Origin of the sequence: Priestia abyssalis (assembly GCF_002019595.1) — a bacterium.
GTDB lineage: Bacteria > Bacillota > Bacilli > Bacillales > Bacillaceae_H > Bacillus_BA > Bacillus_BA abyssalis.
Genome location: NZ_KV917369.1, coordinates 3,729,705 through 3,746,534 on the forward strand (window position 1 = coordinate 3,729,705; position 16,830 = coordinate 3,746,534).

Annotated in this window: 15 protein-coding genes and 2 pseudogenes; 4 read left to right on the top strand and 13 right to left on the bottom strand. The window is 38.6% G+C overall.

All coding sequences use genetic code 11. The annotated features are described in order from the left end of the window. Positions 1–326 precede the first annotated feature (326 nt). Positions 327–1,709 (top strand): YjiH family protein, encoded by a 1,383-nt coding sequence (locus BK575_RS17870; RefSeq protein WP_078412259.1) that lies wholly within the window; start codon positions 327–329, stop codon positions 1,707–1,709. An 83-nt stretch (positions 1,710–1,792) separates the two neighbouring features. Here BK575_RS17870 and BK575_RS17875 read toward each other — a convergent pair. The 6 genes and pseudogenes from BK575_RS17875 to zwf all read right to left on the bottom strand — a co-directional run. Then, positions 1,793–2,074 (bottom strand): annotated as a pseudogene (locus tag BK575_RS17875) (aldehyde dehydrogenase family protein); the annotation flags it as partial. A gap of 216 nt (positions 2,075–2,290) precedes the next feature. Beyond that, positions 2,291–2,815, bottom strand: a pseudogene (locus BK575_RS17880) (nitrilase-related carbon-nitrogen hydrolase); the annotation flags it as partial. A gap of 62 nt (positions 2,816–2,877) precedes the next feature. After that, entirely contained in the window at positions 2,878–3,162 is a 285-nt protein-coding gene (locus tag BK575_RS17885; RefSeq protein ID WP_407984354.1) for a MerR family transcriptional regulator, read from the bottom strand. Positions 3,163–3,505: 343 nt separating this feature from the next. Next, positions 3,506–4,843 (bottom strand): glucose-6-phosphate isomerase, encoded by a 1,338-nt coding sequence (locus tag BK575_RS17890; protein WP_078412263.1) that lies wholly within the window; start codon positions 4,841–4,843, stop codon positions 3,506–3,508. 99 nt (positions 4,844–4,942) lie between these two features. Then, a complete protein-coding gene (gnd, locus tag BK575_RS17895; RefSeq protein ID WP_078412265.1) occupies positions 4,943–5,854 on the bottom strand; it encodes a phosphogluconate dehydrogenase (NAD(+)-dependent, decarboxylating) in 912 nt (303 codons plus the stop codon). 130 nt (positions 5,855–5,984) lie between these two features. Continuing rightward, positions 5,985–7,448 (bottom strand): glucose-6-phosphate dehydrogenase, encoded by a 1,464-nt coding sequence (gene zwf, locus BK575_RS17900; RefSeq protein ID WP_078414848.1) that lies wholly within the window; start codon positions 7,446–7,448, stop codon positions 5,985–5,987. A gap of 197 nt (positions 7,449–7,645) precedes the next feature. Between zwf and BK575_RS17905 the strand changes: the two genes are divergently transcribed. The 3 genes from BK575_RS17905 (at position 7,646) to hxlB (ending at position 9,476) form a co-directional block, all read left to right on the top strand. Then, positions 7,646–8,011, top strand: coding sequence for a winged helix-turn-helix transcriptional regulator (locus BK575_RS17905; RefSeq protein WP_078412267.1), 366 nt, complete (start codon positions 7,646–7,648; stop codon positions 8,009–8,011). A gap of 248 nt (positions 8,012–8,259) precedes the next feature. Further along, entirely contained in the window at positions 8,260–8,901 is a 642-nt protein-coding gene (gene hxlA / locus BK575_RS17910; RefSeq protein WP_078412269.1) for a 3-hexulose-6-phosphate synthase, read from the top strand. A gap of 17 nt (positions 8,902–8,918) precedes the next feature. Further along, positions 8,919–9,476, top strand: coding sequence for a 6-phospho-3-hexuloisomerase (gene hxlB / locus BK575_RS17915; RefSeq protein WP_078414849.1), 558 nt, complete (start codon positions 8,919–8,921; stop codon positions 9,474–9,476). A 378-nt stretch (positions 9,477–9,854) separates the two neighbouring features. Here the strand turns inward: hxlB and BK575_RS17920 are convergent, their stop codons facing one another. From BK575_RS17920 to BK575_RS17955, 7 genes are all read right to left on the bottom strand, one after another. Next, positions 9,855–10,223, bottom strand: coding sequence for a winged helix-turn-helix transcriptional regulator (locus tag BK575_RS17920; RefSeq protein ID WP_078412271.1), 369 nt, complete (start codon positions 10,221–10,223; stop codon positions 9,855–9,857). Positions 10,224–10,950: 727 nt separating this feature from the next. Continuing rightward, positions 10,951–11,487 (bottom strand): hypothetical protein, encoded by a 537-nt coding sequence (locus BK575_RS17930; protein WP_139368068.1) that lies wholly within the window; start codon positions 11,485–11,487, stop codon positions 10,951–10,953. A gap of 262 nt (positions 11,488–11,749) precedes the next feature. Next, a complete protein-coding gene (locus BK575_RS17935) occupies positions 11,750–12,223 on the bottom strand; it encodes a TlpA family protein disulfide reductase (RefSeq protein WP_078412277.1) in 474 nt (157 codons plus the stop codon). Positions 12,224–12,289: 66 nt separating this feature from the next. Then, positions 12,290–13,198: a glycine betaine ABC transporter substrate-binding protein gene (locus BK575_RS17940; protein ID WP_078412279.1), complete on the bottom strand. Its 909-nt coding sequence runs from the start codon at positions 13,196–13,198 to the stop codon at positions 12,290–12,292. Positions 13,199–13,406: 208 nt separating this feature from the next. Continuing rightward, positions 13,407–14,270, bottom strand: coding sequence for an ABC transporter permease (locus BK575_RS17945; RefSeq protein ID WP_078412281.1), 864 nt, complete (start codon positions 14,268–14,270; stop codon positions 13,407–13,409). Continuing rightward, on the bottom strand, positions 14,267–15,526 hold the full coding sequence (locus BK575_RS17950) for a quaternary amine ABC transporter ATP-binding protein (protein ID WP_078412283.1): 1,260 nt from the start codon (positions 15,524–15,526) through the stop codon (positions 14,267–14,269). Before BK575_RS17950 ends, BK575_RS17945 begins: the two co-directional genes overlap by 4 nt. Positions 15,527–15,627: 101 nt before the next feature. Beyond that, complete coding sequence (locus tag BK575_RS17955) at positions 15,628–16,776, bottom strand: aromatic ring-hydroxylating oxygenase subunit alpha (protein WP_078412285.1); 1,149 nt, start codon at positions 16,774–16,776, stop codon at positions 15,628–15,630. Between the last annotated feature and the right edge of the window lie 54 nt (positions 16,777–16,830).

Below are 16,830 nucleotides of genomic sequence, written 5' to 3' on the forward strand. Positions count from 1 at the left end.
AGCCTATGCATTTTGGCTCAGAAACTGCGTGATTGATTCATTGAATATGATCATTATGAGAGAATCATTCAAACCTCTACATCTTAGTTACCTTACAACAATGCGGAAGCGCTTTCAAATTACAGGCGACGAAATAACACTAAGTTGTATAAAGTGAGACTGCCATCAGTGGGGGTTTTCTTCATCCCCCACTGATGGTTAGCGAGACTTATCGGATCTTTAAGGGCCGTTATCTCCCACTTATCTTCTTGGCTTCGCTCGAATCTTGAAGTGGGAGTTTTACTGCCCGTTAAGGTGGGATAAATAATAAATTAGGAGGGATATAGATGAGTGGATTATCTGTAAAGAAAGTAGAAAAGGAACAAGCTCAGACATATTCATTGGCTGACTATTTAAGATTCATCATTCCATCTCTAATCGGAGTATTAATTTTTATGATTCCTGTTCCATACGAAAACGGGACAACCGTTCCTGTTGCCATAATGGCGCAAGGATTAGGCGGGGTTTTAGAAAAATACATACCTGCTGTTGCGATTGTCATCATGGGAATTACCTTTTTAGGGAGCAGCTTAATCAAGCTCGTGAAACCAGCATTTCTAGTAAACTCCCGTTTTTGGTCTAATTTATTTAATGTAAGTACTCCATTTTTCTTAGCCCGCGCCATCGGTTTTGTATTTGCCATAATGGCTTTCTTTCAAGTAGGGCCGGAAGCCATTTGGTCAGAAAATACGGGCGGTTTTTTGTTAACAGGATTGATTCCCGTTTTATTAACGACGTTTTTGTTTGCAGGGTTGCTTTTGCCCCTTCTTCTTGACTTTGGACTGCTCGACCTATGCGGTTCATTATTTGCAAAAATTATGAGGCCGATCTTTACATTGCCGGGACGTTCATCTATGGACTGCCTTGCTTCATGGATTGGTGATGGTACCATTGGTGTGTTCCTTACGAATAAGCAGTATGAAGATGGTTATTACACGGAACGGGAAGCCGCTGTCATTAGTACTACCTTTTCGGTCGTTTCTATTACTTTTTCGCTTGTTGTCATTACTGAGCTAGGACTGGAGCATATGTTTTTACCATATTATCTTACCGTTGCAGGTGCAGGAATCGTATTGGCGATTGTAATGCCTCGCATTCCTCCACTCTCTAGAAAGAAAGACACGTATTGCAAGGAAATTGACATGGAAAAGGAAACCAGCATCCCTGCAAATACTACACCGTTTAAATGGGGCGTAGTAAAAGCTGTTGAACAAGCACAGAAAAATAGTCATGCAGCCTCTGTTATAAAGGGAGGAATCCAAAATGTTATCGATATGTGGCTCGGGGTCATTCCTGTCGTCATGGCCATCGGTACCCTCTCTTTAGTAGTAGCTGAGTATACACCGTTCTTCGAATGGATTGGAGCACCATTTGTTCCGTTACTGACTTTAATGCAAATACCAGAAGCTTCAGAGGCTTCCGTATCCATCTTGGTCGGATTTGCGGACATGTTTCTTCCTGCCATCTTAAGCAGCGGGATTGAAAGCGAAATGACACGTTTCGTTATCGGGTGTTTATCCGTATCCCAATTGATTTATATGTCAGAAGTTGGCGGCTTGATACTAGGTTCTAAGCTTCCAATTAGTTTTAAAGATTTGGTGCTGGTCTTCTTGATTCGCACATTAATTGCTCTTCCTATCATTGTAATTGTGGCTCACTTTATTTTTTGATTGGTTCACATGACAGGTTTAGGCTCTACAACAAGAGGGGCCAAAAGGATTTCTTTATTTCCTTTTGACCCCTCTTGCTATTTTTATCCTTTCACAAATACTGTTTTAATATTGGTGAAAAATTCGATTGCTGCTTGACCTTGTTCATGTGAAAGAGAACTAGACTTTTTCATGCCGCCATATAAAAGCACTGCGCCTTCCGCTCTTCCTTTTTCAATATAATCCAATACCCTATTTAATTGGCCTTCACTCGCACATGGTCCCATCCAAGTGTCACTATTTAACCCTTGGCCTACTTTTATCTCTTTTACTTTAGCTAGCAGCTTTTCTTTAAATACATCATAAACAGAGCTTTGAATGATAACGTCAAACCCAAAACTCCAGGTTGCTCTATGTACTTTATCGTATAGACTTTGCTAGTTCAAAAACCCGACTTTTTTATACAGCTTTCAGACTTCCTGAGAAGCCGAACATGTTGATTCATCAAGAGTGTCCGAAAAAAGGACCAAATTGAAACTCCTTAAGCGCCAAGGGGTTTCAATTTGGTCCATCTTATACCTGTAGAGCGAACTCTTTTTTATCTCCCAATCCGGATAAAGATCGGTTCGACGATCACGCCATGTGGTGACAGAACCACTTTCACGAACCTGATACAATAGCTCTAGATCCAAATCAGCCGTTACAATCATATGTTGATTGATTTCCCCTTCTACTAGAACACCGCTGGGAGGGAATGGAACATCGTTTGGTGTAATCACCGCTGCCTGTCCAAAATTGCCCCGCATAAAGTCAACTGTAGGAAGAGAACCAACTGTACCGGTAGTGACAACATAAACTTGATTTTCTATTGCCCTCGCGTGGCTAGTGTAGCGGACACGATGGAACCCATGACGGTCATCGGTACAAGACGGACAGAAAATGATACCAGCCCCCTTCGCCTTCGCCATTCGGACAATTTCCGGGAATATGATAAAATCTGCTCCAAATTCTTCAGTTGTTCTCATATAATGTTCCACTTGTTTGGCAAATTCGTCAAAGGATTGTATCGTACGCAGCTGATATTGACTCTTAGCTTCATAGTCTTCCCCTTTCTTCTCTTCCCCTATGAATAAAGATTAAGTTTTTAATTTAGCTAATCATTTCATGAGAGCAACCTTTTCTTATTGAATTAATGCAGAATTGTTTTCGGCTGCTCTACTTGATTTTTATGTTTCATGAGTCTAATGCGAATATCCTCGATTTGAAGTCCCTCTTTTATTTTTTCAGCAATATCTATTATTAGCTCAATATCGAAAAAAGAGTATTTACGAATCCCTGACCTTGTACGTTCTGGAAAAACAAGTTTTTTCTCTTCGTAATAGCGTACTTGCCTTTCAGATAAACCGGTTATTTCTGTTACTGCCCTTATAGTCATCACCTTTTTATACCGATAGAAAAGAGCATTTTCCGTCACTAATTTTCACTCCCATCCAAACAGATCTGAAATATATAACTTTCGGTGCTAGTGCAAAAATTTAAAGTTTTTTGCACTAGCATCATATTTTCGGACTATGTTATTCGCTCTATTTTGCTTTGTACGCCTTTTTCTACCAATTAAGCCTTTGTTTAAACCCATCTTAAACAATATGTATACCCAATTTGATTTCGATGGATAAATGTTAAAGTCTCATCATTCATTAAAAATAATCTTAAGACCTGCCCGGTATAACCCAATAAATCTTTCAATTTTTCTCAGAAGACAATTTACTCTGAATCCGCAAAGTAAGTCTCATTGAAAGCTGGAGATAACACACTATTTAATTCGATAATCGTTTCATAAGAATAGCCTTTTCATCTTCAAAGCCAGGCTTGCCAAGTAAGGCAAACATATTTTTCTTATAAGCCTCTACTCCCGGCTGATCAAACGGATTTACACCTAACAGGTGTCCGCTGATAGCACAAGCCTTTTCAAAGAAATAAACCACCTCACCAAAGGTATATTCATTTATTTCATCCAGCTCAACAAGTAAGTTGGGGACTCCCCCGTCTATATGGGCCAATACTGTCCCCTCAAATGCCTTTTTATTGACTTCGTCCATGGTTTTACCGGCCAAGAAGTTTAATCCGTCGATATTTTCTGGATCCTCTTGAATCGTTAGCTCAATAAGAGGTTTTCTAACCTGCAGCACCGTTTCTATCAAATTGCGGCGACCCTCTTGCACATATTGGCCCATGGAATGTAAATCAGTTGTGAAATCGACCGATGCAGGAAAGAGACCTTTCTGATCCTTCCCTTCACTTTCTCCAAATAGCTGCTTCCACCATTCAGATACATAATGAAGAGATGGTTCATAGTTAACAAGCAACTCGATGCCTTTTCCTTTACGGTAAAGGGCATTGCGTACAGCGGCATACTGATAACACTCATTGGTTAAAAGATTTGGATCATTGTACTTATGGTAAGCCTCTACTGCACCTTCCATCATTCGGTCAATGTTCAGTCCAGCTGCAGCAATAGGTAAGAGACCAACAGCTGTCAGAACAGAATATCTTCCGCCCACATCATCTGGAATCACAAAGGTTTCATATCCTTCTTTATCAGCAAGTTGTTTTAATGCTCCCTTCGCTTGATCAGTGGTAGCATAAATCCGTTTTCTTGCCTCCTCTTTCCCATACTTTTTCTCCATATAATCACGGAAAATACGGAAAACAATGGCCGGCTCCGTCGTTGTTCCCGATTTAGAGATGACGTTAATGGAGATATCTTTATCCTTTAATAGGTCTAATAAATGACTAATATAAGTGGAACTGATATTTTGGCCGGCAAAGTAAATTTGTGTTGTGCCGTTCATTTGATTATGAAAGCTATGGGACAAGGCATCAATTGCCGCTCTGGCTCCTAAATAAGAACCGCCGATACCAATCACAATAAGAGCATCTGACTGATTGCGAATTCTTGCAGCAGCCTCCTTAACTCTTAAAAATTCGTCTTTGTCATAGTGAACGGGCCAATCAACCCACCCGAGAAAATCAGATCCTGCTCCTTTTTTTTCGTGCAGCATATTGTGAGCTGTTTTTACAAATTCACTTAGATGATTGATTTCGCTCTTTTTCATAAACGGTAATGCCTTCGAGTAATCAAAAGAAATGGCCATGAAACCTTCTCCCTTTCATTTAAATATTTATATAGGACCTTCTACTTAAAAATAGTCTCTCTACTGCTTATATACAAATTTTTCAAATCATTTTTCTCCTCAAACTTTTACTGTATTCTCATTTTTCTCTACAGCATGCCCCCCAAATTCATTACGCAAAGCAGCTACTACTTTCCCTGTAAAGGTATCGTTTTCTAAGGAACGGTAACGCATCAATAAGGACAAGGCAATAACAGGTGTGGCTGTTTGTAAATCCAGAGCTGTTTCAACCGTCCATTTTCCTTCACCGGAAGAATGCATAATCCCTTTGATTTCTTCTAATTTTGTATCTTTAGAAAAGACACGCTCAGTTAACTCCATGAGCCATGAACGAATCACCGATCCATGGTTCCATACTCTCGCCACTTTTTCATAGTCATAATCAAATTCGCTTTTCTCTAATACCTCAAACCCTTCACCAATGGCAGCCATCATCCCGTATTCAATCCCATTATGGACCATTTTTAAAAAGTGACCGCTCCCTGCTTTTCCTGCATATAAATATCCGTTTTCTACTGCAGTGTCGCGGAATATAGATTCTACGACATTACAGGATTCAAGATCCCCTCCAATCATGTAACAAGCTCCGTTACGAGCACCTTCCATCCCGCCGGACGTTCCAACATCCATAAAGCTGATACCATATTTCTTTAACCGGTTGTACCGGTCAATGGATTCCTTATAGTGAGAATTCCCGGCTTCAATGACGATGTCCCCACTATTTAAAAACGGCGTAAGTTCATTAATCATTGAATCAACAACTGTATGAGGAACCATTAACCAAAGGACTCTTGGCTGCTCTAATGATTGAACAAGTTCCAACAAACTGGAAGTACCCTTAGCTCCATATTTCTCCATTTCTTCGACCGCATGGGGATTTGAATCAAATGCTACTACTTCGTGCTTGTAATCCATTAAATTTTTACCAAGGTTTAATCCCATTTTTCCTAAACCAATTAATCCCACCTTCATGTCGATCTCCTCCTATAAGCAGTTTTATAGCAATCTGTTTTCTTTTTGCCTCTCGTCTTTTTTCTACGAAGCGTCTATGGTTATTTGTAAACCAGCTTTTACCCGGCGAACATCCAGCCTATACAGAAGCTTAGGACTCCCACCAATTAAAGCCGTCCTCCTGCAGCAATCGTTGGGAAGCATCTGGACCCACTGCCCCTGAACGATAAGGATGAATCGGAAGGAGATTTTCTTCAAACGCCTCGAGCACTGGCTGTACCCATTTCCACGATAATTCAACTTCCTTCCAATGCGCAAAGAACGTTGAGTCGCCGCGCAAAGCATCGAACAACAAGAGCTCATACGCTTCCGGTACATCCTCCGGACTGGCTGAAAAATCTACATGAACAGGCTCGATTTGATTTGTTAATGGATTTTTCATATTTAACTGCAAAGAAATGCTTTCGTTCGGATTAATTTGAATGATTAGAAGGTTAGGAGCAGTTACCTCTTCTTGCTGAGATTTATACAAATCTTTTAACGGATTTTTGAACTCAATCACAATACGTGTCAGTTTTTTCTTCATTCTTTTTCCCGTACGGATATAGAAAGGTACTCCACTCCAAAAAGCATCATCAATCCATAAACGAGCTGCAATGAACGTATCATTTGTTGAGGAAGCATTCACTCCAGGCTCTTCCTTATATCCAACAACCGGCTCTCCATGTATTTCTCCTGGGCCATATTGGCCGCGAATAACATTTATCGCCACCTGTTCTTTTCGCAGTGGCCGCAGAAACTCCATAACTTTTCTTTTCTCACTGCTGATTTCATTGGCACTGATTTTTTTGGGAAGATGCATGGCAGTCATCATCAAAAGCTGCAGCAAATGATTTTGAAACATATCCCGTATGGCCCCTGCCTGGTCATAATAACCGGCTCTCCCTTCTACTCCAACCGTCTCACTGGCCGTGATTTGCACATTAGCAATGTGCTGATTATTCCATAACGCTTGAAGCACGGGATTAGCGAATTCTAATGCTTCAAGGTTTTGGACCATCGGCTTGCCGAGATAGTGATCAATGCGATAGATCTCCTCTTCTTCAAATGTCTGGCTTAATTTTTCATTTAACTCTAAAGCAGACTTCAAATCATGTCCGAATGGTTTTTCTATAATGAGTCGCTTCCATCCTGTTTGAGGAATGATCCCGCCTTCCTTAATATTTGACGCAATAACATCCACAAACTCGGGTGCAACAGATAAATAAAACATGCGGTTTTCAGGGATGCCTAACTGCTCTTCACGTCTTTCAATAGTTTCAAGTAACCTTTTATATCCTTCACGCTCCGCTACATCCAGGGAACAATATCGAAATGCGTCAAGAAACTTTTCCATCTTAGAAGAATCATGAATTGAATGCCTGGAGAATGTTTGAATTGATTGTTCAACATGAATTTGAAAAGTATAGTCAGACCATTCCCTTCTTCCTAAGCCAATAATTGAAAATGAGTTAGGCATCTTGTCATCAAGAAATAACTTATATAACGCGGGGAAAATTTTTCTCTTTGCCAAATCCCCTGTTGCTCCAAACAATACAAAGGTCATAGAATCCAATTCCAGCTTCTTTAACGTATCAAGAGCGCTCCCATCATTTGAAATAGTTAAATTGTTCATTCCATCCCCTCCTGTGTTCTTTATCACTTGTATAGAACTAAGTATAGTGTTTATAATATTCATTCGTAAGTACGCACTTTATTTTTATATAGTATCTAAAAGTATACTGTTGTTGTACTAAGAACGGAGGGAAACAAATGGGGCATCTTTGTAATAAGACGTTTAACTGTGAAAAAGAATTGACACTTGCTATTATTGGTGGTAAATGGAAAATGTTAATCTTATGGCATTTAGGTAAAGAGGGAACAAAGCGATTTAACGAGCTAAAGGCTCTCATACCAGGTATCACTCAAAGAATGCTTGTCAACCAATTGAGAGAACTAGAAGAGGACCTTATTATTCATCGTGAAGTCTATCCCGTTGTACCGCCTAAAGTAGAATACTCACTGACAGAACAAGGAAAAAGCCTAATGCCAATTCTCGAATCAATGTATGAATGGGGAAGAAACTACATGGAAACTAACGTGAAAAGCCAGGGAGAAAGAAAGGAATCGGTCGAATAGAAAAAACAGCATAAGTTAAGCTATAAGATAACCAAAAACCACATGCAGCGACTTTTCCAAAGATTGTTGCATGTGGTTTTTTAAGGTTCATTTATACTAATTAACTTTTTATTTATCTGTTTTTCACAACAGTATACTTTTTAACACTATATGCGATGAAAGTGCGTACTTCCTTTTTCTGAAATTTGAATCTAGAATGAAGTTGTAAGAAACAAAATCATAAAATTTAAATGAGGAGTGAATGATTTATGAAACTTCAATTAGCATTAGATCTTGTCAATATTCCAGAGGCAAAGGAAGTCGTAAACGAGGTACAGGAGCACGTTGACATTGTGGAAATTGGTACACCGGTTGTCATTAATGAAGGACTTAGAGCTGTAAAGGAAATTAAAGAAGCATTTCCTTCTTTACAGGTGTTGGCTGACTTGAAAATCATGGATGCAGGTGCATATGAAGTAATGAAGGCATCGGAAGCTGGAGCAGATATTATTACTGTACTCGGAGCAACTGATGATGCAACGATTAAGGGTGCAGTGGAAGAAGCTAAAAAACGAGGGGCACAAATCCTTGTCGATATGATTAATGTAAAAGACCTTGAACAGCGTGCAAGAGAAGTTGATGAACTTGGTGTAGATTATATTTGCGTACACACAGGCTATGATCTTCAAGCAGCTGGAGAAAGTCCTTTTGAACAGCTTCAAACGATTAAACGTGTCGTAAAAAAGGCAAAAACGGCAGTCGCAGGCGGTATCAAGTTAGATACACTTCCAGAAGTGGTACAATCACAGCCTGATCTGGTCATTGTAGGCGGCGGGATTACAGGCCAGGAAGATAAAAAGGCAGTCGCTGCACAAATGCAAAAATTAATTAAACAAGAAACTCTTGTATAAGAGGGAGCATGGCAATCATGCAAACGACTCAATATTTAGCCGAAATTATAAAAGAGCTGTATCAGACAACTGAATTAATAAAAGATGAGGAAACTGAAAAACTAGTCAACAGCATCCTTGAATCGAAAAAGATCTTTGTGGCTGGTGCAGGGCGATCTGGATTTATGGCCAAGTCTTTTGCGATGCGGATGATGCACATGGGTTTAGATCCCTATGTAGTGGGTGAAACGGTCACTCCTAACCTGGAGAAGGATGACATCTTAATTATTGCATCTGGTTCAGGAGAAACAAAAAGCTTAGTATCTATGGCTCAAAAAGCTAAAGATATAGGCGCAACTCTAGCTGTTGTAACCATTTCCCCTGAATCAACCATAGGGAAACTAGCAGATATCGTCGTTAAACTCCCGGGTTCGCCTAAAGATAAGGAAATGATCCAGTATAAGACCATACAACCGATGGCTTCACTATTTGAACAAACCCTTTTATTATTGTTCGATGCTGTGATATTGAGATGTATGACGAAAGAGGGATTAGACTCCAATACGATGTTTGGCAGGCATGCCAATCTTGAATAGAAGAAGAAACTCTTGTACATTCTTAGATGAAGCAGCAAGCAATCTATAAAACTACGATAGAATAATTTTCACGTAATAAGCAAGGAATAAAAAGATTAAAGGTCGTTGGTGGTTTCTTAAAGCAAAGACTAATACAGTTTGAAACAGCATAATAATTTAATATAATACAATCATAATTAGGACAATGATCCTTAGAAAAAAAGCTCTGGATTTAATAAGAATCCGGAGCCTTTTCAAAGTAAAATCCTTTTGAGAAACCCTTTGGACGAAGTTAATTAGCCATAACATGCTCTTTATTTTCTCAGCAAGGATTAAGATATTAAAATAAAACGGACTAAAAATTATTATGTTAATCCCTTAATGGAAAGAGTGTTTTTTCTACTCGATAAATTCAATTTTTTCTAATCGTTGTTTCATAGTAGCCTCCATATAGTTTTTTCCCCATTCGTACATAGAATCAAGAATCGGTATTAAAGTCTTTCCTTTTTCAGTAAGTGAGTATTCCACTTTGGGTGGAACAACAGGGTAGACTTTACGCTCAACAATGAAGTCTCTTTCCAGTTCTCGCAACTGATTAGTAAGCATTCTTGAGGTAATATCCGGGACGACAGACTTCAGTTCACTGAATCGTTTCGTTCCCTCTTTGCCCAGACACCATAAAATGGGTAACTTCCACTTTCCACTGATAATAGAAAGTGTTAACTCTTTTTCACAGTTAAACATCTTTTCACAAGTATGATACCCCATATGTTTCCCTCCTAGGAAATATAACTAACAATATGTCTTCCTCGAAACTACTATTTATAAATTCATTTTAAATTGTTTCTTTTTATTACATATTAATTGTGTCAGAGGTCCTTACGTAAATTTATGTATTCATTTTTCTAAAACTTAAACATGTAGTATGTTTAAGCTTTAGAGATGAGTTTTAAGCTAACAAAAATTGGGCAACAACATCCCAATGCCCATTGCAATTATTGTAAATAAATAGAAAGTTATGTTGTATTGTTTTAAGTTACATGATTTGAAAGAAAAAATGTTTGGGAGTATGCAGCAAGGTTCACCCTGCTTTACGCATTCATGAAAGATTATATCTTTTTTATTAGGGATGTCATTTTAGCCGTTCGTAAAAGTCCAATTTTATTAACTTGGCAAGGAATATGAAGAAGGAACACAAAAGTAAATCTGTATAATTAGGAAGAAACTCGTCAAAAAATTAGCATCTGCCGGCGAGCAGATGCTTTTTTATCTCCCCGTAAGGTGGTTTTTATTATCACTCTAACTCTCTAAAACGAATAACTATGTAGCATTTTATAGAGAGACTTAAATAATATAACAAGCGCAAAAACAAGCAACATAATATGTTCGAACTTTACTGTACAATCCCGTTTGTTCCGAAGAAAAATCCATATCCAAAGAATGGCCAACATGCCCCAATTTAAATTCGATACGAGCTCCATTCCGACCAATGACCTCATCCTCTGCAACCTTCGTTTATATTGTATTGTCTTAACAAAATAATGGAACGAAAAATAGAGGTTTGGGAATGATGTAATAATGGACTTAAGAGATAAATCCAGGTTATAGTTATTAACACGGTCATAATGATAAAGGAATCAAAGAATAATTGAACAGCATGGTATCTTCTTTCTTTGGTATACACTTTATAAAAAACAGCAATACTATATAAAATTACAAACATGTTATAAAAAAAATTAGCCCATCCAGGAAATTGGTAGTCTATTTTTAAATAAGATGAATGATACCGCCATATTAACTCTCCAATAAAATAACTAGAATATCCAATAAAGATAAGCACCCAAAATCTTTTTTCCTCTTTTTCCTCTATTCTGCAAATAGCTGCTCCTATGAAGATAAGTGCTAACAAAGGCCCCATAATTGCCACTATTCCTGCTCCTAATGAAGTCCCTGACCATAGTAAAATCACTAAATAAAAAACAAGGACATAACTTCCTGATATCACCATTAGAGGCTTTCGTAATTTCTCCAATTGATTTCATCTACCTCTCGTTATAAAGGTTTATTTTTATAAAGATGATGATCCAATTATAAAAAAGAGCTTATCAATTGTTGAACGACCACTAGATAAGCTGTTTTTCATTCACTGTCAAAACGAAAGATACTCTAAAATCAGCAGGCAGCTAAGTTTCGTGTAACGTACTTAGCTGCTTGTCGATTCCTTAATTCGCTTGGGGTAAAAAATTAAGGGTCTCTGTAATAAGATATACAAACACCTTAGATTCTTAAAAATTCTAGCTTGTCGTCCCTTTAATTAACTTTTGATTATTTTCATTTAATACACGCTCAATATGTTTACAAAGCTTTTGTATACCACTCCTTCCGGCTTGGAAGTGTCGCAGTTTTCCTTCTTTATCAAATACGTAATAAGCTGGAACGTACTTATTTTCAAATATATTCGCTAATTTATGTTCACTGTCTACGAAAATAGGCTGTATAACATCATGTTCTATTGCCATTGCTTCAACTACATTTAAATCCAAATCGTCTTCTGAACGGGACATATGAACTACTACAACATTTAAGTGATTTGTGTATTCATCGCGTAATTCATTTATGTCCGGCATGGCTTTTTTACATAAATAGCAGCTTACAGACCAGAAATGAAGTAATGTTGCCTTTTCTCCAACCAATTGTTCTTTTGTTATTTCCCCATTAATCCAGGCAGTTGCACCTGTTAACTCTGGCATTTGTTCTCTTAACTTCATAACCCCATCCCTCTAATATGTTTTTCTACTATCTATTTGGAATACACTTATACAATCATTCAGCTATTACTCCACCCAGACTTTTGTCACACTACTATTCTCAGAAATCCATTTTTTTACGCCTTCTGCTTCATTTTTGGCGTTATTAATCTCAGATTCTAGCTTTGCTAACTGATCTGAACTGATCTTAAATTTTCCAAGCCATTTAGCGACTTCAGGATAATCTGTTGAGAATTCTTTACGGCTGATCGCTTGAAGCTCTTCGGCCCCGTTTGGATTCATAAGTTTTTTAGGATCTTCTAAATAACGCAGATTATATTTTTCGAAAGCCCAATGTGGACGCCACAATGTGACAACAATTGATTCTTTATTCGATACAGCTTTATCCAGTTCTGCCAACATAGCCGGTGTACTGCTTTCAACTAAAGTCCAATCATTTAATCCATAACCAGGAATTGCTTCTCTGCTAAGACGCATTAAACCAGCTCCCGGTTCAATCCCAATGATTTTTCCTTTTAATTTATCCTTATGATTCTTTAAATCTTCTATTGATTGAACATCCATATAATCAGGTACTGCCAGTCCATTATCCGCTTGATCATACCACGTTCCCAGTATTTCTAAATCATCACCAAACTTATCCATATACGAGGCGTGTGTAGAAGGCATCCAAACATCTAAAAATAGATCAATATTTCCTTGAGCCACTCCAGAGAAGATGGGTGCAACATCCGCTTGAATAGCTTTCACCTTATATCCTTTCTCTTCTAACAACGCTTTCCACAAAAAAGTGACAGCTACATCTTCATCCCATGGTATGTATCCAATAGTAATTTCCTTTCCTTTCTCTCCCCCTTCTTTTTGTACTGTATTTGTTTCTTTACCACTTGTTACGCTATTACTGCCACAGGCTGTTACAAACATCATCACTAATATGGCTATAATCGTAATAAAAAAGTTTCTTGTTTGCTTCATTGTACCTCCACTCCAATCTGATTTATTTTCCTGATTAGCAGAACCTCACCCGTTATCTTTGAAAAAGGGGGTTGTTTCCCTATCGCTCCTTATATAGTCATGTTGAAACCAATTAACATGACGGCTTATGCCAAAACATATATAAGTTTTCCTGCAGATATCCTAGCGGTAAATCAGGCATCCACCGGCGCGCCAATCATAGCTCCTCTTATCTCACGGATTGAGCACTCCTTTTTTTCTGAGCAGCAAGGTGTGTCATTCGATCTAAAATAATCGCGATAATGACAACTGCAATACCGCCGATAAAACCTAAACCAACATCCAGCATACTAATACTTCTTAGTACCTCTGCTCCTAAACCTCCTGCGCCGACCATTGATGAAATAACGACCATAGAAAGAGAAAGCATAATGACTTGATTTACACCGGACATAATCATCGGCAAAGCCAACGGTAACTGCACTTTGATTAACTTTTGCCATTCTGTTGCTCCAAATGCTTCAGCTGCCTCCAAAGTCGTTTCAGGAACTTGTTGAAGACCTAATAATGTTAAACGTACAGCCGGAGGCATCGCAAAAATACAAGTGGCAATAAGAGCTGTTACGTTCCCTAATCCAAACAGAAGAACAGCCGGTATTAAATAAACGAAGGCAGGCATGGTTTGCATAATATCAAGGGCAGGACTGACAACTGCTCTCACCCTGTCAAAACGATAAGATAGAATACCTAACGGAACACCAAAGAGAAGAGAAATCATGGTGGAGGCTAAAACGAGAGACAATGTGAGCATGGATGCTTCCCATAAATTTAAGCTTATAATGAGAAGCAAACCTAAAGTTGTGAAAGCTGCTATTTTCCACTCCGTTAACCACCAGGCAAGCGCTACAAGAATCATTACCATTACTAGCGGAGAAGGGGTCGTTAATAGCCATTCAAGCGCTCCAATTACATTTGTCATGATGTCATTGATGACATTAAATACACCGGAAAAACTGTCTGTCATATAATCTACGAAAGAATTAGCCCATTCATCTAGAGGAATACGAGGTATGATTGAGGAAGCCGTTGTCATATTTGTCCCACCTCCATTTGATAAGATTCAAAACCTTTCTCCTCTGCCGCTTTTATTTGCTCTGTTAAACTCGCAATCAGTGTATTTTGTGTAATCATTCCTTCTAAACGGTTTTGATGATCAACAACCGCTACTGGAAAGTCATTGTTTATAAATAGTGGGAGAGTTTCTCTTAAAGGAACATCCGGATGAACGCACTGTATTTGACCATCCACTTTTCCTATTAAATTTTGTTTATGAAAATCAACTAGTTCTGCTACTTTATGAATGTCTAAAAAGCCTAATAAATGGTGCTGTTTATCTAGAACGAAAACGCTGGATAGTTCGTTCGTTTTCATTCTCCGTAACACCACTTGCGGCGATTCATTTTCATATGCAAAAATTTCAACTGGTATCATAGCACTCTTTGCCAAGCGAATTTTGCTGTAATCAACATCCTGTACAAGCTGTTTTACATAATCCGTTGCAGGCTGGCTCAAAATATCTTCAGCCGTTCCAAGCTGTACAATTTCTCCATCCCTCATTACTGCTGCACGATGCCCTAAAGTGAGTGCCTCATCTAGATCATGTGTCACAAAAATAACGGTTTTCTGTATCTCGCCTTGAATATCGAGAAACAACTTTTGCATATCACGGCGAATAAGTGGGTCTAGAGCTGAGAAAGGCTCATCCATTAGTAGGATTTCTTGATTGGAGGCAAGTGCTCTTGCTAAGCCGACACGCTGTTGCATTCCTCCTGACAATTCATAAATTCGCTTATATGCCTGACCATTCAATCCCACCAGTTCAAGCGCATCTTTCCCTTTTTTCTCTCTTATATTTGCAGGCACACCTTGGATTTCTAAACCAAACGTAACATTATCAATCACGTTTCGGTTTGGTAAGAGTCCAACATTTTGGAAGACCATACCGATTTTATTTCGCCGTACTTGTTGAAGCTGTCTACTAGCCATGTGTGCAATATCGTCATTTTCCAGAAACACCATGCCTTCCGTTGGTTCAACAAGCCCATTTAAGCATCTAAGCAGTGTTGATTTTCCGCTGCCAGACAGTCCGATTAACACAAAGGTTTCTCCCTTTTTCACTTCAAAATTAGCATCAAATATGGCGACCGTTGTTTTTGTTTCTTGTTCGACCATATACTTACCTTGTCCTGACCTTCGCAGTTCAAGCGCTTGTTCCTTTTGACGTCCGAACACTTTTGACACATTGGTAACACGAATAATAGGCTCTGCTAATCTAGATTTTTGTTCCATGTTCACTCTCCTCTCTTGTATTAAAGAAATTAACTTTTAAAAGAGGTTTGACACGTATAGCTTAGCCCAGCTATAGCGTACAACGTGTCAAACCAGATTGATTATTCGCCCTTCATGCCTATTGACTCTAAAACATAATTGTAGAATTTTGAAACATGTTGTTCGATTGGTACTAAAATTCCGCCATTTTTGTATGCTCTTGATCCCATGTTTTCTTGACACCACTCGCACGCTTCAAAATCTTGCATATTCACACGATGGAATAATTCAACGGCATCTGCTGAATTAAAATCTGGTTTTTCCATTTCCTCCGGATCAAATAACCATTCACAAATAACTTTGGATTTCTCCGGACTAATCGGAAGGATACGATGAATAATGACATGATCCGGTGTTAAATTAATGAATACGAGTGGAAGAATGGTTATACCATAATATAAACGATCATCTTCTGGAAGTAAGCCTTTTAACTTTGGGCGATTGCCTTTGCCGCTTAATGAGAAAGCTTCCAGCTCATCATTAAACTTTGCTCCTCCACCGGTTGAATTTTGCGTGCCGATACCTGAACGGAACTCAGGAAGAGTTGCCGTTAACTCAGGATGAATAGCAGAGCAATGATAACATTCTTGGAAATTTTCCACGATGAGTTTCCAGTTTGCCGCCACCTCGTATTCCTTACGATGAGCTACTTTTAAATGTTGAATTTGATATCGACTAAATGTAGCAAGCTCGCCAAAACGATCAAATATTTGCGTGTCTAATTGTTGTTCAACTGGTAGTGGATTTTCCGATAGGTTCAGCCAAATCATTCCATGCCATATTTGAAGGTGCACCGGCTCTAAGCTGTAGTTTTCATTGTTAACTAACTCTTCACGGCACTCACTTGTATTTGGAACTCCAAGCAAGGAACCATCAAGACCATAACTCCAAGAATGGTATGGGCAGCGGATCAATCCCGTTTTGCCGCAAGGATCACTGCAAAGTGTGGCTCCACGATGGCGGCATGCATTTAAGAAGGCACGCAGCACATTATCTTTCCCTCTAACAATTAAGATATTTTCGTTCTGCACCTTTGTTGTGATATAACGTCCCGGCTCTGCTACCTCATATTCGAAGCCAACGAACACCCATGATTTATCGAAAATATGTTCTTTTTCTAATTCAAAGACGACCGGAGATGTATACAACTCTCCTTTTAATGTAGCCTTTAATTTCCCTTTATCACTTACTACCGTCTGATCCATTACCATCTCTCTTTCCTCCTTTATTCTCTTGGAAACATTCAAATAGGGTATTTGTGAGCG